The sequence below is a fragment of the Streptomyces sp. NBC_00435 genome, from assembly GCF_036014235.1.
Taxonomy (GTDB): Bacteria; Actinomycetota; Actinomycetes; order Streptomycetales; family Streptomycetaceae; genus Streptomyces.
On the sequence record NZ_CP107924.1, the window covers coordinates 7857069 to 7876247 of the forward strand.

Below are 19179 nucleotides of genomic sequence, written 5' to 3' on the forward strand. Positions count from 1 at the left end.
ACGATGCTGATGAGCGCCGCGCACGTCAGGAGCACCAGCCAGCCGCCCGCGATGCCCAGGAGTGCCGTGCCCCGCCCGTGCGGTCGCCCACGCAGGCGACCGACATGCCCTGTCACCACGGCGAGCAGCCCGCACACCACCGCCCGTCCGTGCTGGCGGCGGGCCACACGGAAAGCTGCCTTCGATGCGCCCGTGGCCTTCGATCCGGGGGTCGGATCCGCCCCCGCGCCTTCTCCCCGAAGGGGTACGAATGACCACGAAGGGTGAGTTCCAGGCTGTTGGGCGGTGACCCGCCCCACAGGACCCAGGTCACATACGAGGCGGGATAGTAGTCCTTGAACGTCCCGTACCACCCCCGCGTACTGCCCGCCACCTGCGTGGACGCCCACCCCACGGGTGGGGGGTCGTTGCGCCCCGGCTGCGAGGGCCACTAGTAAGAGGGGTCTTTGCCAGGGGCGGTGGAGCCCCGTAGAACTGGATGAGTCGCAGGGCGGACGGAGATCCCCCGGGTTCACCCCCGGCTCTCCTGTTCCCGCCGACGATCCCCTCTCCTGTCGCGTGAGTGGCTCACGTACGTCTTCGGCGTGCCTGTGACCGTCCTTGTCCCCTTCGGAAGGTTCCGTCCGTGTCCCACGCCGTCATCCGCCGTATCGCCGCTTCGAAGAAGACCTTCGCGGGCACCGTTCTCGCCCTGGGCGTCGCCGGTTCCATGCTGGCCGCCGTTCCGGCGCAGGCCGCCCCGATGAATGCCAAGGCGATCGCCCAGCAGATGATCAAGGACCCGGCGCAGTTCGCGGCGTTCAACAACATCGTGTCCCGTGAGAGCGGCTGGAACCACACCGCCACCAACTCCTCGTCCGGCGCGTACGGCCTGGTCCAGGCCCTGCCGGCCTCGAAGATGGCCTCGGCGGGCTCGGACTGGAAGACCAACCCGGCCACCCAGATCAAGTGGGGCCTGGACTACATGAACTCCCGCTACGGCAGCCCGGTCGGCGCCTGGAGCTTCTGGCAGACCCACCACTGGTACTGAGCCACCAGCGGACAGCACACGCACGAGAACGCTCGGCAGGGACTCTCCCGCCGGGCGTCTTTGCGTATGCGGCCGCCGGGCTCACCCCCGGTCCCGTAGCGGGCAAGCCCCAAGCCCCACCCATGGAGGCCGGCGGCCGAGAGGCGCCCTGGACGGTGAATCCGGGGTGCGTTAGCTTCCGGCGCCATGAGACTTCTGGGAATTGGCATGTGCGCGGCTGCCCTGCTGCTGGGAGCGGTGGCCTCGCCCGCGCAGGCCGCGGGCGAGTTACGGGACCTGCGGGGTGCGCACTGGGCGCTGAAGGAGACCGGCAAGGATGCCCGCTTCCGAGGGCTGGCGGCGGTCAGCCGGTCCACGGCCTGGGTGGCCGGATCGAAGGGGACCGTGCTGCGGACCTCGGACGGCGGACGGAGCTGGCGGGACGTCTCGCCGCCCGGAGCCGTCGCGGAGGGGCTGGAGCTGCGGGACATCGAGGCCTTCGACGGGCGGCGTGCGGTGGCCCTGTCCATCGGGGAGGGCGAGGCCTCCAGGGTGCTGCGCACCGAGGACGGCGGCGCCACGTGGACCGAGGCCTTCCGAAACCCCGACCCGCGGGCCTTCTACGACTGCCTCACCTTCTTCGACTCCCGCCACGGGCTCGCGATGAGCGACCCGGTGGACGGCAAGTTCCGCATCCTGTCCACGGACGACGGCGGGCGGAGCTGGCGGGTACTGCCGAACACCGGGATGCCGGACGCGCTGCCGGGCGAGGCGGGCTTCGCCGCGAGCGGCCAGTGCCTGGTGGCTTCCGGGCCGCGCGACGTCTGGCTGGCGACCGGCGGGGGTGCGGTCGCACGGGTGCTGCACTCCGCGGACCGGGGCCGGACCTGGCAGGCCACCGAATCCACCGTCCCCGCGGGCGACCCGGCGCGCGGAGTCTTCGCCCTGGCTTTCCGGGACCGTACGAGGGGACTCGCGGTCGGCGGTGACTACCGGACCGGGCAGGCCTCGCCGCAGGCCGCGGCGGTGTCGTCGAACGCGGGCCGTACCTGGCGCCAGGCGGCGACCCCGCCGCCGGCCTACCGCTCGGGCGCGGCCTGGTTCCCGTACAGCATCGGAACGGCCCTCGCGGTGGGCCCGACCGGCACGGACGTGACCAGGGACGGTGGCCGCACCTGGCGCCCGCTGGATCCGGGGTCGTACGACACGGTCGCCTGCACGGCGGACGGTGGCTGCTGGGCAGCGGGGGAAAAGGGGCGGGTGGGGCGTCTGGAGGGAGTGAGCGGGGGCTGATCAGAGGTGGGGCAGCCGCCGCCCGGCCTGGGACGCCCCGGTCGCCGGCTGTCGCGGCGGAGGGGTCTGGCCAGGGGGCGCGGCGGATAAATGGTTCGACAGCCCCCTCGGTGCGCAGCAGAGTGGTCGCCCGTGACGAGCAGTGAGCTGTGGACCCGTGCGACCGCCGACCGTTACGACGCCGAGGAGGCCGAGATGTCCTCGGCCGCGGTTCTCGGCCCGACTCTCGACTTCCTCGCCGAGCTCGCCGGAGACGGCCGGGCGCTGGAGTTCGCCATCGGGACCGGACGAGTGGGCGTCCCGCTCCGCGAACGCGGCGTGCCGGTGGCAGGCATCGAACTGTCCCGGCACATGGCAGCGGTGCTGCGCCGCAAGGTCGACGAGGCCACGCTCCCGGTGGCCGTCGGGGACATGGCCACCACCGTGGTCCCCGGCGGGTTCACCCTGGTCTACCTCGTCTACAACACCATCACGAACCTGCTCACGCAGAACGAGCAGGTCGAGTGCTTCCGCAACGCCGCACGCCATCTGTTGCCCGGCGGCCGGTTCGTCATCGAGTTGGGCGTACCGCCGCTGCGGTTCCTGCCGCCCGGCCAGGTCGCGGTGCCGTTCGACGTCTCCGAGCAGCACCTCGGCTTCGACACCTTCGACCTGGTCGAGCAGATTCTCGTCTCGCACCACTTCACCCGCGACGGCGACGACGGCCACTACCGCCGCGACAGCTCCCGGCACCGGTACGCCTGGCCGGCGGAGCTCGACCTGATGGCACGGATCGCCGGGCTCGAACTCGAACGGCGGGTCGCGGACTGGGCCGGATCGCCGTTCACCCAGGACTCCGGGAAGCACGTCTCCGTGTGGCGCAAGCCCGCCTGAGGCGCTCTGTTCGAGATCGATTACCTCACTGTCGAACACGTGAAAATCTATGTTGGTCGGAGTAGACATTGGTCTGCGGCAGGGCTATGGTTTCTTTTGTAACCCAGAGAGACCGAAGGGCCCGGCAGGGACGAACTGCCGGGCAGCAGTTCCCGCAGTTGCAGTGCGCAGGACGGTGCGGTGGCGGAGTTCCGAAGCCAGGGCTGGTGCAGGACGGCGACGGGGCTGGCGATCGGACCGGGTGGCCCGCAGTGAGGAGGGGCCGCCGCGAGCAGTACCCAGCAGTGAAGTGATGAGTGGTACCTCGGTGAAGGCGTTGGCTGCGGGCGCGCGCACCGGGAGGTTCGGCAGTGGGGTTCCAAGCCAGAGCGGACGCACGATGGGCGACGGGGCTGGCTGCCGGAGCGTGGTGCTTGATCAGGCCACGAGCAGTAGGACGCAGTATCCCGTTCGGTAAGTAGTTGATCGCTGAGGGAAGAACGGAGGAGCCGAGCGCCATCAGGATCGCCCGGGCGCAAGTGTTCAGCCCGGGTACCGCAGGACATCGATAGTGAGGTGGTCTCCGGTCAAGCAATCGCGATCCCCGCATCCCCGACAGCATCCAGGTCGGGTCGGCGGACTCAGAAGGCCGGCGTATTACCAGGGCCGGTAGATGGTGTAGCAGTTCCTTCGGGGCCTTGGTGCCGGTCGGCACCAAGGCCCCTCCACGCGTTCCACGTTCCATGAGAGAGGTGCAATGACAGCAGACGCGTCGTTCGGCCGGCTGGATGACGACGACTATCCCGCCTACACCATGGGCCGGGCCGCCGAGATGCTCGGCACCACCCAGGGTTTTCTGCGTGCCATCGGGGAAGCCCGCCTGATCACCCCGCTCCGCTCCGAGGGCGGCCACCGCCGCTACTCCCGCTACCAGCTGCGCATCGCCGCACGCGCCCGGGAACTCGTCGACCAGGGCACGCCCATCGAGGCCGCCTGCCGGATCGTGATCCTGGAGGACCAGCTGGAGGAGGCGCAGCGCATCAACGCCGAATACCGCGCCGCTGCCGCGAAGGCGACCCCGGAGCCCGCGGCCTGAGTCGGCGCGGACCCGCCCGGGGGCAGGTCGCCGTCGCGTGACCTATTCGATGAACGCCTCGCTCGACGGCCACATCGTCGGGCCGGACGGATCCTTCGACTGGACGGCGCCCGGTGGCGAGGTCTTCCGTTCTTCCCCCGGCGCGAGCGCCTGGTGGATCGCGAACTCGTCGAGACCCGCACCTTCAGCTCAGGAGTCGTCCCTCCACTGCTCGCCATGCCGGGCGTCGCGCTCGCCCTGATCGTCGTACTGGCCGTCCACGCCCCGTCGGTCCGCTGGAACTCCGGCGCGGGAATCCCACTGCTGGCCCTGGTCGCGGGGCTCCTCCGCACCGCCGTCGCCGGACGCTGGTATGCGGAACGGCACTGAACCCGGCCGGTGGCCTACCCGCCGGACTGGAAGCGCGCGGCCGGGACGGGAACAATTCGCAGTCGTTGACCGTTGAACGGGTGTGGGTACGGGAAGGGGCGATGCCGCCGGGCCCGACCGCCCTCCCGCCCCCACCCCCGCACGCCCCGGCCGGCCCCACCCCCCCTGGGCTGGTCGGGGCCCTGCTGTCCGACGACCGTCACGCGGCCTCCCTCACGGGCCCTGCACCCCCTGTCGGGCGGGTTCGACCGCAAGAAGCAACCTGATCGCGTTTCGGGCGTCCTGCCTGCGTGAGGAAAACGACGAAAGCAATCGTGTTAGCAGCGGCTGTGGCATTCCTGGGCGTGGCCGGAGCGGCCCAGGCGGCCGTACCGCGTACCGGTGTCGCTCACGGCTACCACCACGGTGACGTGCGGATCGGCACGAGCCGCGATGCCGACGGAGACTTCGTCCTGGTGGATCCCGGCCGCGGCGGTCTCCAGGTGCGCAACGTCGCCAACGACTACTTCCGGGGCTGGGCCCAGGGCGGGCCGTCCTCGGACGCCGACGACGTCTGGGGCAACGGCGGCAGGGCCGACCGGCAGACGGCTGATGTGGACGCCTACTACGCGGCCGCGCGGACCTGGGACTACTTCCTGAAGCAGCACGGCAGGCGAGGCGTTCACGACGACGGTGCGGGACCCCGGATCTTCACCGACGTGGGGCCGCCCGACGGCGAGTTCTTCGCCCAGTACGACCCGGAGTGCGGTTGCCTGGCCCTGGGCCCGGCGGTGGGAGGCAATGCCGCGTGGAACACCACCGACATCGTGGCGCACGAGATGACCCACGGGATCACCGGTATCACCGCCGGCCTGGAGCTGAACGGCGAGGCCGGAGGTCTGAACGAGTCCACGAGTGACATCTTCGGCACCCTGGTGGAGTTCGAGGCCGACAACGACAGGGACCGGCCGGACTACACCATCGGTGAGGGCGTGAGCGGCCGACCACTGCGGTACATGGATGATCCCACCAAGGACGGGGTGTCCAAGGGATGCTGGACGCCGGGCATCGGCGACGGCGAAGAACCCAACCACCGGATCGGTGGGATCAGCAACAAGTTCTTCTACCAGTTGGCCGTGGGCAGCGGGAAGTCGCAGTGGGGAGACAGCCCGACCTGCGGGGGAGCGCCGGCCGTCAAAGGCATCGGCAACGACAAGGCCGGAAGGATCTGGTACCGCGCACTCACCCGCTACCTGGTGCCCAACTCCAACTTCTCGGGCGCCCGCGCCGCCGCCCTGCGTGCCGCGGCCGATCTGTACGGCGCGGGCAGCACCGAAGCCAGGACCGTGGCCGCGGCATGGCTCGCGGTGGGCGTCGACGGCAGCGACCCCGTGCCCGGGGCGCCGCAGACCCCGTCGTTGAGATGGATCAACCCCCAGAGCACCGCGGTCGGAGCGGAGGTCCTGGTACGGCTACGGGCACCCGACCCGCAGCGTCAGCGGGTCACCTTCACGGCCACTGGCCTGCCCCCGGGGCTGACTTTGAACGCGGACACCGGTGTGGTCACCGGCAGGCCCACACGGCAGGGCGCCTACGAGGTCACGTTCACCGCGGCCGACTGCGACGGCAACACCTCCAACCGGCAGGTGACATGGGAGGTCACACCTCGTTAGTCCCGGCGTGGGGGCGGCCACCACACCCTGGTGACCGCCCCCGCGCCGGGATCGGTGTCCCGATCCGGCCTACTCAGGAGGACGGACCCGGGCCATGATGGCGGGATGGCTGTCAGCGAAGCACTGCTCTGGGACGCGGCGGACAAGAGCCCGCGCATGGCTCGGCGGCTGCGGCGCATGGCGGTGGCGGCCGGCTGCCTCGGCCTGATCGGCTGGGTGTTGTGGGTGCATTCCGGCGCCTGGTGGGCGGCCCGTGCGGCCGTGGCCTACGTACTGCTGGAGATCGCGTACTGGCTGTGGGACCGGCGGCGTCTGGTCGAGGTACGAGTGGTCGCAGCTGAAGCCGGTGGTCCCGCCAGGCTCCACCTGAGGCGTGCCGGCGGACGGACCACCGAATACGACCCCACCAGGTGGCCCGGGTCGTCATCGTCCACGACAACGTCATCAGTGGCTCGGCGAAGCTCCGTCTGAGCCTGCGCAGGAGACCACTCTCCTTCGCACGTCCGGGCAGCCCGCCGGTGCTCACGGCCTGGCGCAGCACATGTCCAGGAGCCGAGGTCCAGGACAGGAACGCCTGGTGGGGCATGCCGGGGATCCCTGACTGAGGGCCGCCCGACCCGCGCGACCGTCCGGCATTCGAACCGGCCGGCCGCCCCTCGGCCGGATCTCGCCCTGCTTCGGCCCGGGCCGATCTGGACCCGGTCGAACTTCCGTGCTGCCAGGGGGTATGAGGGTGACCCACATGTGGTGTAGACCATACGCCCAGTAGTCGTGTGACGAGAGGTGGATCAAGACGTGCAGCGCGCTTTCCTGGGCCTGGCGGCGGTCGGTGCCGCCATGTGCCTGGTCTCCCTCACCCTGACCTCCTGCGGAAGCGGCGCCGCCGCCGGAGGCGTCACCCTGCGGGTCGTGGCGGCCGAGTACGGAGACAATCCGTTGAACTCCAGCAAGCCGTACTGGGCGAACCTCGCCGCCGAGTTCGAGAAGGCCAACCCCGGCGTAGAGGTCGAAGTCGAGGTCGTGTCCTGGTCGGAGGTGGACGCCAAGGTCGCGGCGATGGTGAAGGACGGCCACGCGCCCGACATCGCGCAGATCGGCGCCTATGCCGACTACGCGGAGGCCGGCAAGCTCTACCCGGCCGACGAACTGCTCTCCATCAGGACCGAAGCCGACTTCCTCGCCCCGCTGGCCGACGCCGGAAAGGTCAGGGGGAAGCAGTACGGCCTGCCGTTCGTCGCCAGCACCCGGCTGCTCTTCTACAACCAGACGCTGCTCGCCGACGCCGGCGTCATCCCGCGGGACGCCTCCGCGAAGTGGCAGCCCCGGACCTGGGCGGATCTGGTGACCGCGGCGAAGAAGCTGAAGGCAGCAGGGGTGCCCACCCCGTTCGCGCTGCCCCTGGGGCCCGAGGAGGCCCAGGCCGAGTCGATGATGTGGATGCTGTCCGGTGGCGGCGGCTACACCAACGACGCGGACGCGTACGCGATCGATTCGCCGCAGAACGTGAAGACCTTCGAGTTCCTGCGGGACAAGCTGGTCGGGCAGGGACTCACGGGCCCCGTCCAACCGGGCAAGCTCGACCGCCAGGGCGCCTTCGACGCCTTCACCCGCGGCGAGGTCGGCATACTCAACGGCCACCCGACACTCATCAAGCAGGCGCAGGAGAAGGGAATCAGGATCGGCACCGTCGCGCTGCCCACGCAGGACGGTTCCGAGCCGACCGCCATGGGAGTCGCGGATTGGGCGATGGCGTTCAGGAACGGCCACGCCAAGGAGGCCGGGGACTTCCTGGACCACCTCTACGAGGCGAAGAGCGTATCCGCGTTCACCAGCAAGTACGGCCTGCTTCCGGTCACCACCAGCGGCTACCAGGCCACGATGAGATCCTCCGACCCCACGACGACATCGCTCCAGGTCTTCCTCGAAGCCCTCCCCGCCTCCCGGCTCTATCCCGTGGGAAAGAAGTCCTGGGCCGGGGTGAGTCTGGACATGAAGCAGAACATCGGCAAAGCCGTCCAGCCCGGAGGCAGGCCCGCCACCGTCCTGTCGGACATCGCCGCCGCCGCACGCAACGCGGAGAAGTAGGCACGTGCCGGCCTCACCGGATGCCTCGGGCCGCTCCGTGGCCCTGGGCCACTCCGTCCGGGTAGTTCTTCCTTCAGCGGTCGAACACCGACCAGCAGATGTCGTTGCGCAGCCGCTGGTCGTCGCGTACGAGATCGCGGATCGCCTCCGGGAGCCGATCGCGCTGCCACTGGCACTCGAGTCGCCCCGCGGCCTCGCTCTCGCCTTCCGGCGCGGCCGCACGTACGGCCTTGATCGCATAGGCGGCCGCACCGAGTTCGTGCGCGGCGACGTGGGCGACGGCCCCGGCCTGGCCGGCGGCGTACGCGGCATGCCGCGCCGCCCCGCGCAGGTCTCTGGCCGCCCCCATCGCATGGCCGCCCGCGGCGCGGGCCCGCATCATCCTGACCTCGCCGCGCACCCAGGCCCGGGCGTGCTCGATCGCCAGGCGCGGTCGCGGGTCCCCGGGCTGGGCCTCCTCGAAGAGGCTGAGGACGTGCTCCGCACAGGTGGCAGCCCACAGGGCGACCAGACGGTGATCCGCATCAGTGAGAGTCCCACCGCGGCGGATCGTCACGAAGCGGGGATCGCGCACCTTCGGGAGGATCATGACGCGTACTCCCTCCCGCGCCCGCCGGGACCGCCCGCTGCGCTCCGCCCCGGTGCCGGCCGGTCGGCGGCCTGGCGCAGGGAACGGTCCAGAGTGCTCATCAGCTGCGCGACTCGACCACGACCACGAGCAGGAGCACGGCCGCTGGCGCCCGTCGCCGGCGGGTAGCGGCACAGGACGTCGACGAGCACCGGGGTCGCCCGCTGCCGCGACCGTTCCAGCAGGGCATCCCCGACCGTGGGATCACCGCCCGCCTCCAACTCCCCGATGCGTGCGGCGCTCGCGCACGCCCGCAGGATGTGGCCGACCTGGCTGACCCGGGCGATGGGGTGCAGGTACGCGGCCGACGCGGCGTCACCGGCGGATCGCGCGGCCAGTCGCGCGGCTTCGCAGGGCGCGGACCGGGCGGCCCGGTGAGCGTCGAGGGAGGTGACGCGCTGCAGGTTCGCCCTGCCGCCACCGCTGACGAACGCCCAGGCCGCGTCGATGGCCGCACGGGGGCGCGGATCACCGGGAACGGCCCGCTCGAAGACCGGCAGGACGTCCTCCGCATGCCGCACCACGTAACGCGCCACGACGCGCAGTTCGTCCATCGTCAGATCGAAGTCCCCGGACTTCGTGTGCTTGCTCTGTGCCATGCACCTGAATCGTATCCTTGAACGCCCGGTGGAGACTCTGAGTCGAATCCTCCGCCGATCCACCTGGAAACCCTCAACGGGAGGTCACATGCGGCCGGTGGACCTGGCCCGTCCCCACGGCCTCTCCACACAGGCGGTGCGCAACTACGAGGACGCCGGCATCATCCCGCCCGCCCACCGCGGCCGGACGGGGTACCGGCACTACACCGACACCCATGCCGCCGGCCTCGAGGCCTACCTGGCGCTCGTCCCCGCCTTCGGTCACCCGACGGGCCGGCGCATCATGCAGGCGGTCACCGGCGGCCGGCTCGACGAAGCACTGGAGTGCATCGACGACGGGCACGCGCTCCTGGCGCGCGACCGCAGCACCCTGAGAACCGTCGAGGCCGCGCTCCCACACCTCGGCGCCACCACCCCGGAGGCGGTGGCCGGCCGGCAGGCGCCGTACAGCATCGGTGAACTCGCCCGTCACCTCGCGCTCGACCCGGCCACCCTGCGCACCTGGGAACGCGGGGGAGTCCTCACCCCACCACGTGACGCGCGCGGACACCGCCGGTACCTCGCGCAGGACGTGCGCGACGCCGAACTGGCGCACCTGCTGCGCCGGGGAGGCCAGCGGCTGGGCACCATCGCCACCGTCCTGGGAGAACTCCGGGACGCGGGCAGCCTCGAAGCGCTCGTCAGGGCACTGGAAGGATGGCGGCGCGACCTCACGTCCCGGGGAACGGCCCAGCTGCACGCCGCCGGTCGGCTCTCCGCCTACCTGAACGCCTTGGACCGATCCGCGGGAACCGGCTGAGCCAGCACCCCCAGCACGAGTACCCCCGACCGCTTGCGCACCACCGGCCCGCGCCCACGACGGCCGGACCGTCCCCGTCACCGAACTGCTTCCCGAGAGCTACATCCGGGCCGACCACCAGCTCGACACCGAGGAGACCGGACCGCTCGGGACGAGCTGACACGTCCTCACAGGGCGCGCGCCTCCTGTCAGACCCGCATGCCACACTGCGGTTCATGTCGCTCAACGAACTCACGCTCGACCAGTGGCGGTCCGCCGACCTGCCCACCGCCCACCGTCTGGCCCAGCAGGCGGCGGACCTGGTGGAGGGCCGCGTCGTCTCCGTCGACACCGTCGAGCACCTCGGCGCCCCCCTGCACCGGGTCCGGATCGACCGCGCCGGCACGGAGTTCGCCCTGATACCCGGTGGCCCAGTGATCCTCGGCTTCGACCTGGACCACTGGAGCCCGACGCCGGAACAGACCGCCGACTACGCGGCGAGCACGGAGGAGGGCTACGGGTACGGTCTCGAGGACCTCCGCGGCTACCTGGCCGCCGTACTCAGCCCGCACCGGACCGCGACCGTGGCCACGGTGCTGATGGCCGTGGAGAACGAGGCCCTGAGCGAGCTGCCCGCCGAGATGCCGGCCGTGCTCGCCGGGCGCGGCCTGCGCATGCCCTCCCCCGACGAGTGGGAGCACGCGTGCGGAGCGGGCGCGGGCACCCTCTTCCGGTGGGGCGACGACTGCCCGCTCGACCGCATTCCCTACGGTGACCCGACTGGACCGCACAACGCCCTCAGCGCGCTCGGCCTGCACATCGCGTACGACACCTACACCACGGAGCTGAGCAGCGACGTGACGGCGGTGCACGGCGGGGACGGTGGCGAGTCGGCCTGCGGCGGGTACGGCAACCTGCTGGGGTGGCTGCCCCTGGCCACGGCCAACCGCAACCCCTTCACGGCCGAGTTCGTCCACGGCCCGGAGGGCGAGAGCATCTGCGATTCCTTCTCCACCCGTCCCGTACTTCCACTCTGACCCGGGCCGTGGGGCAGTCCGCGTCGCTTGAGTGACCGGCGGCGCATGTCCTCCCACGGCGGGCTCGGCAAGATCCGAACGAGACGCCCTAGTGCTGGTGTGCTCCGGATGCGGGCGGGGGCTTCGGGGCGGATGCCGCCTGGCCCGGGTCGACGACTACGAACTGACCCATCATGCCCCTGTCCTCGTGGTACAGCAGGTGACAGTGGTACATGTACGGGGTGTCCGGGTCCGCGGGCCCGTCGAAGCGCAGCGCGATGCGGACCGTCGAACCGGACGGGACGAAGACGGTGTCCTTCGGCCCGCGCAACGAGGGCGGCGGAGCCGCGCCGTTGATGTCGAGGATGCGGAACTGGACGTCGTGGACATGGAAGTTGTGCGGCATCCCGTCGTCGTTGCGCAGGGTCCAGGTCTCGGCCGTGCCGCGGGTGACCGTCTCGTCCACCCGGGACATGTCCATCTTCCGGCCGTTGATGCCGGACATCTGGAGCTCGAAGAAGCGGCTGCGGACCGAGTCCTCCCCTGTGGGCAGCGCCGGTGCCACCAGCGCCGCCGGCAGCTCCGCCGACGGCCTCAGGGTGGGGGCCGCGCGCAGCTGCATCACGTCGAAGCTGTCGTCCCCGCCCCCGAAGCGCTGGTTCCAGAAGTCCAGGCCGGCGTCCAGGGGGTACGAGCGCAGGACCGTCCGCCCTCCCGGCTGCATCCGTACGACGATCTCCGCGCGCTCACCCGGTGACAGGCGCAGGCGGCCGGCCGTGTACGGGGCTTCGAGGAGACCGCCGTCCGAGGCGATCTGCTGGAACGTACGGCCGTCGTCGAAGCCGAAGGTGTAGACGCGGGCGGTGGAGGCGTTCAGCAGGCGCAGCCGGACCAGTTCGTCCTGGACGTCGACGTACGGGTCCAGTGTGCCGTTGACCATCGTCCGGTCGCCGAGGAAGCCGACGTTGCGCATCAGTTCGTGCCCGTGGTCGAGCTTCGAGCCGTCGAAGGTCACGTCCTGGACGATGACCGGCAGGTCGTCCACCCCGTACGTCCTGGGCAGTGGCAGAGTCGCCGACTCCGCGTCGTCGAGGAGGAACAGGCCCGCGAGGCCCCGCTGGACGTGCGTCTCGGTCGCACCGTGCGGGTGGGGGTGGTACCAGAGAGTGGCGGCCGGCTGCGCGATCGTCCACTCGGGGGCCCAGTTGCCGCCCGCCGGCACCATCTGGTGCGGTCCGCCGTCCATTGCGGCGGGCAGGTGCATGCCGTGCCAGTGGACGGTGGATTCCTCGGGCAGCGTGTTGGCGACCTTCACCCGGACCTTCTCGCCCTTCGACGCGCGGAGGGTGGGGCCGAGGTAGCTGCCGTTGAAACCCCAGGTCGGGGTCTTGGTCCCGGGGGTGAAACCGGTCTCTCCCGCCTGCATCCGCAGGTCGAAGACGCGGGTCCCGTCCGCCTCCACGGTGGATTCGGCGAGAGGTGGTACCGCGAGGGCGTTGCGGAAGTCCACCGCGCCCACGGTCGACACCTTGGCCCCGGTGTAGAGCCAGGTGAAGAGTACGCCGATGACGAGCGCGAATCCCCCTGCCAGCGAACCGAGAACCAGCAGTGCCCGCTTCCACCGGGGCATCCGACGCTTGCCGCCGGCCCCGTCGTTCCCGTTCTTCGACATGCCCATGACGCTACGAACGGCACTCGCGCCCCACATCGGGGACCGACCCGGGGCCGCCCCCGAGACCGCCCCCGAGACGGTTCAGGGCCGCGGGCCCGCCGCGATCAGGGCCGGCCGAGCGTCCTGCCCGGATCATTCACCGAGCGCGAACGACGCCAGCCCTTGCCACCGCGTGCCGTTGTGGACCATGAGTTCAACCGACGAGACACGCGACGTGAAAGGGAGCAGGCCGAGGAGGTCGGCCTCGATCTCCTCCAGGACGGCCTCCTCCTGGCCCTGGGCGATGGTCAGGTGCGGCACGATCTCGGTGAACCGGCCGCCGTACGGCGGAGCTTCGGGCCACCGGGCAGCGATCGCCTCCGTGAGCTGCCGCAACTGCGTGTCGGGTTCCGGAACGAGGTACAGCACCTCCGGGAGCCGACCACTCCTCGCGAACCGAAGCTCGAAGGCCTGGTGGTCGCTCAGCACGTCCTCGAGGGCGGAGCGGACAGCCGCATCGATCCGGCTCTCGTCGAGGAAGGGGAAGAGCACGGTGACGTGTGCGGGAACCCCGGCTCGGGCCGAAGGGTCGAGCCGTTCGCGCCACCCGCGGACGGCCGGCTCCGCCTCCGGGATCTGCACGACGAGCCCCGTCTGGCCCGCCTGGAAGGTGCTGGTGCTGTCATCTGCCATGACACCGCATGGTGCCACCCCTGCCGCGGCCGGCGCAGCTCCTCGTCGCCGAACCGCACGCCGCCGGCCCGGGCCGCCAAGTCCGTTCGGGTCCAGGGCGAGCAGCCCAGGCGCGTCGGGTCCAAGCGATGCACTCGGCCAGTGCCCCGCGGAGGGTATTGCTGACCAGGCCCGAGTACGCCCACGCCCAGAAGCCGAGCAGTCAGCCGCGCACGTGCAGGCCGAAGCCCGAGCGGCCCGCGGGCTCCAGACCGTCCTTCAGGCGCAGCGAGGGGATCTCGTAGTCGCCGAAGTTCTGCCGGCGGAAAGCGATCGGCTCGGTCGACTCCAGGGTCAGCAGGCGCTCCACCCAGGCCTTGGCGACGTCCGAGTACTCCGCCTCGGTCATCCGGTCGGTGCCGTACAGCACGAACGGCGGCAGTGCCTCGATGCCCGGGTAGTAGAGGATCCCGTGGTGGATCGGGAACAGAAGGTCATCAATGGGGCCGTTGATCCCGCGAGCGGCGTAGTGCGACTCCGGGCCGCCGGCCGTCACGGACAACAGGGCCTTCCGGCCCGCGAGGGTGCCCTCACCGAAGCGCTCGCCGTACTTGGTGTCGCTGTGCTCACCGACGCCGTACGCGAAGCGGTAGGTGAACACCCGGTCCACCCAGCCCTTGAGGATCGCGGGCATCGAGTACCACCACATCGGGAACTGGAAGATGATCGTGTCGGCCCACAGCAGCTTCTCCTGCTCCGCGAGGACGTCCGGGGTGAGCGTCCCGGCCTCGAAGGCCCGGCCGGAGTCCAGGGCCACCTTCAGCGGGCTCGAGGCGTCGGGGCCGTAGTCCGCGGCGTCCACGGCGGCCTTCCAGTCCATCGCGTACAGATCGCTCACCCGGACCTCGTGACCGGCGGCCTCCAAGGTGGACACCGCGAGGTCCTTCAGTGAGCCGTTGAGCGACTTCGGCTCCGGGTGGGCGTGGACGATCAGGGTCTTCACGGGAATTCCTTCGGATCGGGTGGATGCCTTCGACTGCCCTTGATCCTGGCCGCCGCGGAGCCCGGTGTTCAGGGAGGCTTCTTCCGTAGGAAGGGACTTCCTGGTATTGGCAGGGCCACCCTCGCGGGCACCGGCGAGGCCATACTGGGAGGCATGGACGATCTTGCGGGCTTCCTGCGGACCCGGCGTTCCCGGGTCGACCCGGCGGCTGTAGGCATACCCACCGGCAGCCGCCGCCGGGTCGAAGGGCTGCGCCGCGAAGAAGTCGCGCACCTGTCCGGAGTCAGCGTCGACTACTACGTACGCCTGGAGCAGGGTCGCGCGACCCAGCCCTCCGAACAGGTCCTGGACGCGCTCGGCCGCGTCCTCGGCCTCGACGAGACCGAACGCGAGCACCTCTACCGGCTCGCCCGGCAGCGCCGCCGCCGTGTGCAGGCGCCGGGCGGGCGGGTCCGGCCGGAGCTGCTGCGCGTCCTCGACCTGGTCGCCGGCGCGCCCGCGATGATCATGGACCACCGCCTGGACGTGCTCGCCGGGAACCGCCTCGCCGGGCTCCTCTTCGGCCGGCCGCTGCCGGGGCTGAACATCGCCCGGCACATCTTCCTCGAGGAGGTCGAGTGCGGCCTCTACGCGGACTGGGAGCAATGCACCCTCGACGTGGTCGGGCACCTGCGCCTGTCCGCAGGCAAGTACCCCGACGACCCCCGCCTGACCTCGCTCGTCGGCGAACTGGCGATGGGCAGCGAGCGCTTCCGCCGCCTCTGGGCGCGCGCGGACGTGCGCGCCCGCGCGCACGGGCGCAAGGCGTACCGGCATCCGCTGGTCGGCCTGCTGGAACTGCACCAGGAGAACTTCGCGCTGCCGGACGAATCGAGCACGGAGCTGCTGGTGCTCTCCGCGGCCCCCGGCAGCCCTGCCGAGGACGGGCTGCGGCTGCTCGCGGCCCTGGGCACGGACGGCGGTGACGCGGCGCATCACGCGGTGAGCGCCCAGGCCCGCGAGTAGCTCAACGCCCGGGAGCACGCCGTGGAACCGCGTCCAGCGTCCCGGGCCTCAGGCAGCCGCGGAACTACCGCGTCCCACGGAGGTCCAACTCGCCTTCCGCATCGGCCGCATCGGCCGCATCGGCCGCACCGGCCGAGTCCCCCTCAGGGGATGACGTCGTGGATGTCCCCGTGCGACGGGCACGGGCGATGCCCCATCCCACCAACGCCGCGGCCAGGACCGTGAGTACGAGTCCGGCCCAGGTGACCGCTGCACGGAACTCCGCGGTCTGGTGGGTGCTCCAGCTCGACGTGGCGAGGTCGCCGGTGAAGAACGCCGCGAGGACCGTCCCGCCGACGGCGATGCCGATTCCGGTGGTGACTTCGCCGGCGGTGTCCACCATCGCCGCGCCGACGGTGGTGCGGTTGGCCGGGAGGCCGCGCATCACGTTGGTCCCGGCGACGACACCCACGACCCGCATACCGGCGGCGACGAGCACCAGGGCCAGGGCGACCCATACGTATCCCACCCGGCCCAGCAGCCCGTAGACGGCGAGCCCGCACACGACTGCCCCGGCGCTGAGCCAGGCGGCCTTGTCGAGACCCACGCGGGTGACGAGAGGGCCGATGAGAGCGCCGCCGGCGATGAGCACGACGACCTGCGGCAGCATTCCGACAGCGGCTTGGGCGGGCGACCAGCCCCAGTCGAGCTGGAGCTGCAGGGTCACGAGGTAGCCGAGACCGGCGGTCGCGAGTCCCGCGGCGGCCTTGAACGCCAGGCCGCTCGACACGAGCGGGCGGGCGACCAGCCCGAGGTCGAGGAGCGGATGGCGGGCAGAACGCTCGCGGAGGACGAACAGCACCGCCATCGCGATGGCCGACGCCGTGGTCGTCCAGGGGAGGGGCGAGGCGACGCCCACCTCGACGAACAGCGTCGGTGCGAGCAGCGCGAGTACGATCGCGGCCGTGCCGAGCAGGGCGCCCGCGCCGTCGAACGGGTCGCGGTGCAACTCGTCCGCCTTGTCGGCGGGGATCCCGCGTCGAATGCCGAGGAACGCGAGTGCGGCGATCGGCACGTTCACCAGGAGCAGCACCTGCCACGGAGCGAACGCGAGCACGAAACCACCTGCCGTGGGCCCGATCGCGAGGCCGACCAGGCCCACGGTCGAGATCAGCGTCGTCGCACGTACGCGCAGCCCGTCCTCGTCGAACAGCCGGAACGCCAGGGCGAGGGAGCCCGGTGTCGTCATCGCGGCCGCCACGCCCATCACCGCGCGGATCGCGACGAGCTGCTCCGCCGTGGTGACGAACGCGGTCGCCAGACTTGCCGAACCCAGCAGCAGCAGCCCGATCAGCATGATCCGGCGGCGGCCGACCCGGTCGGCCAGAGCCCCGAGGGCCAGCATCAACCCGCCGAACACGACGGCGTACACGCCCGTGATCCATTGCAGCAACGTCGTCGACGCCGACAGCTCGCGGCCGATGGTCGGCAACGCGACGTTGAGGACGGAGTTGTCGAGCATCTCGAACAGGAACACCGCCGACAGCCCCGCGAGGGCCATCCCCGCTTCACGCAGGGAGCGGGGCGGACGGGAGCTTTCGGTGGGGGCGCCGACGATGTCGTCGGCAGCTCCATTACGGCGGACATTCAACGCGCACTCCTTCGAGGTGAAGAAGTGGCGGATCGTCCGATACCGCGTGTGCGCGTGCGGCCCCTGCTCCATCGACCGGTGCCGGTGCTGAGCAGTGATCACACGTTTTTACTTCCGATCCTCCGATGCTACACCGGTCTGCGCACCGCCCCAGGGCCGGTGGCGCCGGGAGGCGGAGCCTGCGCAGTGCGAGGCGCAGGGGGCTCAGGCGCACGTGCACGGTCATGCTCCCGTGGTGGAGCCGGGGCGGACGATCATCAGCACGGTGACGGTCGCCCACAGCAGGTTGAAGACGCCGGTGAACAGGGCGAGCCGGGCAGCGGGGCGGAGGGCGGCGCCAGGAGCGGGACCGGGACCGGGACTGGGGGACTGCGCGGAGGTGAGGGCGGTGTCCTGCGCGGGCAGGATCAGCAGGACCAGGACGGCGGCCGCCGCGGTGGTCAGGATGATCGAGGTGATCAGCCACCCGCTGCCGAGGACGCCGAGGCTGCTGGCCGTGGCGAACCCGAAGACGGGCACCGCGATGCCGATGCCGGCGTAGACACGGCAGATGCGGTGCAGGGTCCGCAGGGCCGCGCGCGCCTCGTGGTCATCGGGGGCGTCGTGTGCGTGGCGCAGCGCTTTGGGGAACATGCTCGCGGCGACCGCGACCGGTCCTACGGCCAGTACCGCCGCCAGTACGTGCAGGGAGAGGAGGATTTTCGTCATGACCGCTGGTCCATGGCCGTCAGGACGGTGCGGCGTCGGCCGGTGACCTTCGTGGCCGGAAGGCGTCCGGCCCTGGAAGTGCCGGTGAGGGTGTCGCCGTCGACGACGACCGCGAAGGTCAGGTTCAGGCGCAGGGGCTTGGTGACGGACTGCCTCCAGGTGAGGCGGTCACCGTCGAGGGTGATGTCGCTGAGTGGGACGCCCTCTCCCGCCCCGTGGGCCGCACCGGTCAGGACACCGGCCTGCCGGGCGAGTTCGACCACGGCTTCGATCCTGCCCATGGGGGTGGAGAGGGACAGGTCCCAGACGCCTTCTACGGTCATCGAGCTGTTCTTCCTTACGAGTGCGATGCGGTGCGGTGCGGTGCAGGGCTGTGAGGTACGGGGGCAGGACCTGCGGTCAGAGGCCGGCGGGCACAGGGCCTTCGTGGCGCCAGACGGTGCCGCGGCGCTCATGGGCGAAGAGTCCCTCGACGGCGTGGGCGATCCGAGGGCCCACCTCGCGCTCGAGCAGGTACAGACCCAGGTCGAGTCCTGAGGTGACGCCGGCTCCGGTGACGAGGTCGCCGTCGTCGACGATGCGGGCGTTCACCGCGTGGACCCCGGTGGCCTCGAGCATGTCCAGGCCCAGGTGGTGGGTGGTGGCGTAACGGCCCTCCAGCAGACCGGCCATGGCCAGGACGAGCGAGCCGCCGCACACCGCGCTGAGCGTCACCGCGGGGTTGTCCCGCGCTGCCTGCAGCAGTGCGGGGAGTTCGGTCGTCAGGGCGCGGCCCAGCAGTACGGGGATGAATCCGTCCTGCTGCCGTTCCCCGGCCCCCGCGTCGTGCTCGGGGACCTCACCGGGCTCTCCCACCCGGCCCGAGGCGCCGGGGACCAGGATCAGGCCAGCCCGTACGGGGTCCAGGGCGGCCGTGGCGCGCAGTACCAGACCTCCGGTGCCGCTGACCACGTCACGCGGTCCTTCGGCGGAGACCAGCTCCACACTGACCGCGCCTCCGGAGGCGGTGCCGCCGGCGTACAGGACTTCGTAGGGGGCGATGACATCGAGCGGATCGAAACCGTCGAAGAGGATGATCTGGGCATGCATGGAGAGGGTCCTTCGCGGGCGTCGGCATCCGGTCCGTGCCGGAG

20 protein-coding genes and 1 pseudogene are annotated in these 19179 nt (G+C 71.1%); 12 read left to right on the forward strand and 9 right to left on the reverse strand.

What is annotated here, in order from left to right; all coding sequences use genetic code 11:
• The first annotated feature begins 625 nt into the window (after positions 1-625).
• The 9 genes and pseudogenes from OG389_RS35450 to OG389_RS35490 all read left to right on the forward strand — a co-directional run bounded on the left by OG389_RS35450 (position 626) and on the right by OG389_RS35490 (position 8356).
• Complete coding sequence (locus OG389_RS35450) at positions 626-1030, forward strand: transglycosylase SLT domain-containing protein (protein ID WP_328298415.1); 405 nt, start codon at positions 626-628, stop codon at positions 1028-1030.
• Positions 1031-1237: 207 nt separating this feature from the next.
• On the forward strand, positions 1238-2302 hold the full coding sequence (locus OG389_RS35455; RefSeq protein ID WP_328303293.1) for a WD40/YVTN/BNR-like repeat-containing protein: 1065 nt from the start codon (positions 1238-1240) through the stop codon (positions 2300-2302).
• Between the two features lie 132 nt (positions 2303-2434).
• Positions 2435-3175, forward strand: a complete 741-nt coding sequence (locus tag OG389_RS35460; protein ID WP_328303295.1) for a class I SAM-dependent DNA methyltransferase — start codon at positions 2435-2437, stop codon at positions 3173-3175.
• Between the two features lie 736 nt (positions 3176-3911).
• Positions 3912-4250 (forward strand): MerR family transcriptional regulator, encoded by a 339-nt coding sequence (locus tag OG389_RS35465; protein ID WP_328303297.1) that lies wholly within the window; start codon positions 3912-3914, stop codon positions 4248-4250.
• 49 nt (positions 4251-4299) lie between these two features.
• A pseudogene (locus OG389_RS35470) lies at positions 4300-4386 on the forward strand (dihydrofolate reductase family protein); the annotation flags it as partial.
• Positions 4387-4403: 17 nt separating this feature from the next.
• A complete protein-coding gene (locus OG389_RS35475) occupies positions 4404-4619 on the forward strand; it encodes a hypothetical protein (protein ID WP_328304379.1) in 216 nt (71 codons plus the stop codon).
• Positions 4620-4933: 314 nt separating this feature from the next.
• Positions 4934-6271 (forward strand): M4 family metallopeptidase, encoded by a 1338-nt coding sequence (locus OG389_RS35480; protein WP_328303299.1) that lies wholly within the window; start codon positions 4934-4936, stop codon positions 6269-6271.
• 105 nt (positions 6272-6376) lie between these two features.
• Complete coding sequence (locus OG389_RS35485) at positions 6377-6742, forward strand: hypothetical protein (RefSeq protein WP_328303301.1); 366 nt, start codon at positions 6377-6379, stop codon at positions 6740-6742.
• 324 nt (positions 6743-7066) lie between these two features.
• On the forward strand, positions 7067-8356 hold the full coding sequence (locus tag OG389_RS35490; protein ID WP_443059398.1) for an extracellular solute-binding protein: 1290 nt from the start codon (positions 7067-7069) through the stop codon (positions 8354-8356).
• A 73-nt stretch (positions 8357-8429) separates the two neighbouring features.
• On the opposite strand, the gene OG389_RS35495 is transcribed toward OG389_RS35490, so the two are convergent.
• Together OG389_RS35495 and OG389_RS35500 are read right to left on the reverse strand one after the other, a co-directional pair.
• On the reverse strand, positions 8430-8945 hold the full coding sequence (locus tag OG389_RS35495; RefSeq protein ID WP_328303303.1) for a putative immunity protein: 516 nt from the start codon (positions 8943-8945) through the stop codon (positions 8430-8432).
• A complete protein-coding gene (locus OG389_RS35500; RefSeq protein WP_328303305.1) occupies positions 8942-9583 on the reverse strand; it encodes a putative immunity protein in 642 nt (213 codons plus the stop codon). The genes OG389_RS35495 and OG389_RS35500 overlap by 4 nt, the downstream gene beginning before the upstream one ends.
• Positions 9584-9671: 88 nt before the next feature.
• On the opposite strand from OG389_RS35500, the gene OG389_RS35505 reads away from it, so the two are divergent.
• Both OG389_RS35505 and OG389_RS35510 read left to right on the forward strand, forming a co-directional pair.
• Positions 9672-10382: a MerR family transcriptional regulator gene (locus OG389_RS35505; protein ID WP_328303307.1), complete on the forward strand. Its 711-nt coding sequence runs from the start codon at positions 9672-9674 to the stop codon at positions 10380-10382.
• Between the two features lie 215 nt (positions 10383-10597).
• A complete protein-coding gene (locus OG389_RS35510; RefSeq protein ID WP_328303309.1) occupies positions 10598-11398 on the forward strand; it encodes a hypothetical protein in 801 nt (266 codons plus the stop codon).
• Positions 11399-11486: 88 nt separating this feature from the next.
• Here the strand turns inward: OG389_RS35510 and OG389_RS35515 are convergent, their stop codons facing one another.
• From OG389_RS35515 to OG389_RS35525, 3 genes are all read right to left on the reverse strand, one after another.
• Positions 11487-13049, reverse strand: a complete 1563-nt coding sequence (locus OG389_RS35515; RefSeq protein WP_328303311.1) for a multicopper oxidase family protein — start codon at positions 13047-13049, stop codon at positions 11487-11489.
• Between the two features lie 132 nt (positions 13050-13181).
• On the reverse strand, positions 13182-13721 hold the full coding sequence (locus OG389_RS35520; protein ID WP_328303313.1) for a 2'-5' RNA ligase family protein: 540 nt from the start codon (positions 13719-13721) through the stop codon (positions 13182-13184).
• A gap of 202 nt (positions 13722-13923) precedes the next feature.
• Complete coding sequence (locus tag OG389_RS35525) at positions 13924-14703, reverse strand: NAD(P)H-dependent oxidoreductase (RefSeq protein WP_328303316.1); 780 nt, start codon at positions 14701-14703, stop codon at positions 13924-13926.
• A 153-nt stretch (positions 14704-14856) separates the two neighbouring features.
• Here OG389_RS35525 and OG389_RS35530 point away from each other — a divergent pair, with 153 nt between their 5' ends.
• Positions 14857-15708, forward strand: coding sequence for a helix-turn-helix transcriptional regulator (locus OG389_RS35530; RefSeq protein ID WP_328303318.1), 852 nt, complete (start codon positions 14857-14859; stop codon positions 15706-15708).
• A 64-nt stretch (positions 15709-15772) separates the two neighbouring features.
• Here OG389_RS35530 and OG389_RS35535 read toward each other — a convergent pair whose 3' ends face one another.
• The 4 genes from OG389_RS35535 to OG389_RS35550 form a co-directional block, all read right to left on the reverse strand.
• The gene (locus OG389_RS35535; RefSeq protein ID WP_328303320.1) at positions 15773-17440 is read right to left on the reverse strand and encodes an MFS transporter; all 1668 of its coding nucleotides are present in this window, start codon (positions 17438-17440) and stop codon (positions 15773-15775) included.
• A gap of 120 nt (positions 17441-17560) precedes the next feature.
• Positions 17561-18046 carry a DUF2269 family protein gene (locus tag OG389_RS35540; protein ID WP_328303322.1) on the reverse strand — a complete coding sequence of 162 codons (486 nt, stop codon included), beginning with the start codon at positions 18044-18046 and terminating at the stop codon, positions 17561-17563.
• Positions 18043-18369: a hypothetical protein gene (locus OG389_RS35545; protein ID WP_328303324.1), complete on the reverse strand. Its 327-nt coding sequence runs from the start codon at positions 18367-18369 to the stop codon at positions 18043-18045. The genes OG389_RS35540 and OG389_RS35545 overlap by 4 nt, the downstream gene beginning before the upstream one ends.
• A 76-nt stretch (positions 18370-18445) precedes the next feature.
• Positions 18446-19135 (reverse strand): DJ-1/PfpI family protein, encoded by a 690-nt coding sequence (locus OG389_RS35550; RefSeq protein WP_328303326.1) that lies wholly within the window; start codon positions 19133-19135, stop codon positions 18446-18448.
• Positions 19136-19179 lie beyond the last annotated feature (44 nt).

What these genes read in the sequence shown, in the direction of transcription:
- OG389_RS35500 (WP_328303305.1), bottom strand. Translation starts at nt 9,583, where the DNA reads ATGGCACAGAGCAAGCACACGAAGTCCGGGGACTTCGATCTGACGATG.
- OG389_RS35495 (WP_328303303.1), bottom strand. Translation starts at nt 8,945, where the DNA reads ATGATCCTCCCGAAGGTGCGCGATCCCCGCTTCGTGACGATCCGCCGC.
- OG389_RS35505 (WP_328303307.1), top strand. Translation starts at nt 9,672, where the DNA reads ATGCGGCCGGTGGACCTGGCCCGTCCCCACGGCCTCTCCACACAGGCG.
- OG389_RS35540 (WP_328303322.1), bottom strand. Translation starts at nt 18,046, where the DNA reads ATGACGAAAATCCTCCTCTCCCTGCACGTACTGGCGGCGGTACTGGCC.
- OG389_RS35545 (WP_328303324.1), bottom strand. Translation starts at nt 18,369, where the DNA reads ATGACCGTAGAAGGCGTCTGGGACCTGTCCCTCTCCACCCCCATGGGC.
- OG389_RS35550 (WP_328303326.1), bottom strand. Translation starts at nt 19,135, where the DNA reads ATGCATGCCCAGATCATCCTCTTCGACGGTTTCGATCCGCTCGATGTC.
- OG389_RS35485 (WP_328303301.1), top strand. Translation starts at nt 6,377, where the DNA reads ATGGCTGTCAGCGAAGCACTGCTCTGGGACGCGGCGGACAAGAGCCCG.
- OG389_RS35455 (WP_328303293.1), top strand. Translation starts at nt 1,238, where the DNA reads ATGTGCGCGGCTGCCCTGCTGCTGGGAGCGGTGGCCTCGCCCGCGCAG.
- OG389_RS35530 (WP_328303318.1), top strand. Translation starts at nt 14,857, where the DNA reads ATGGACGATCTTGCGGGCTTCCTGCGGACCCGGCGTTCCCGGGTCGAC.
- OG389_RS35510 (WP_328303309.1), top strand. Translation starts at nt 10,598, where the DNA reads ATGTCGCTCAACGAACTCACGCTCGACCAGTGGCGGTCCGCCGACCTG.
- OG389_RS35465 (WP_328303297.1), top strand. Translation starts at nt 3,912, where the DNA reads ATGACAGCAGACGCGTCGTTCGGCCGGCTGGATGACGACGACTATCCC.
- OG389_RS35515 (WP_328303311.1), bottom strand. Translation starts at nt 13,049, where the DNA reads ATGTCGAAGAACGGGAACGACGGGGCCGGCGGCAAGCGTCGGATGCCC.
- OG389_RS35520 (WP_328303313.1), bottom strand. Translation starts at nt 13,721, where the DNA reads ATGGCAGATGACAGCACCAGCACCTTCCAGGCGGGCCAGACGGGGCTC.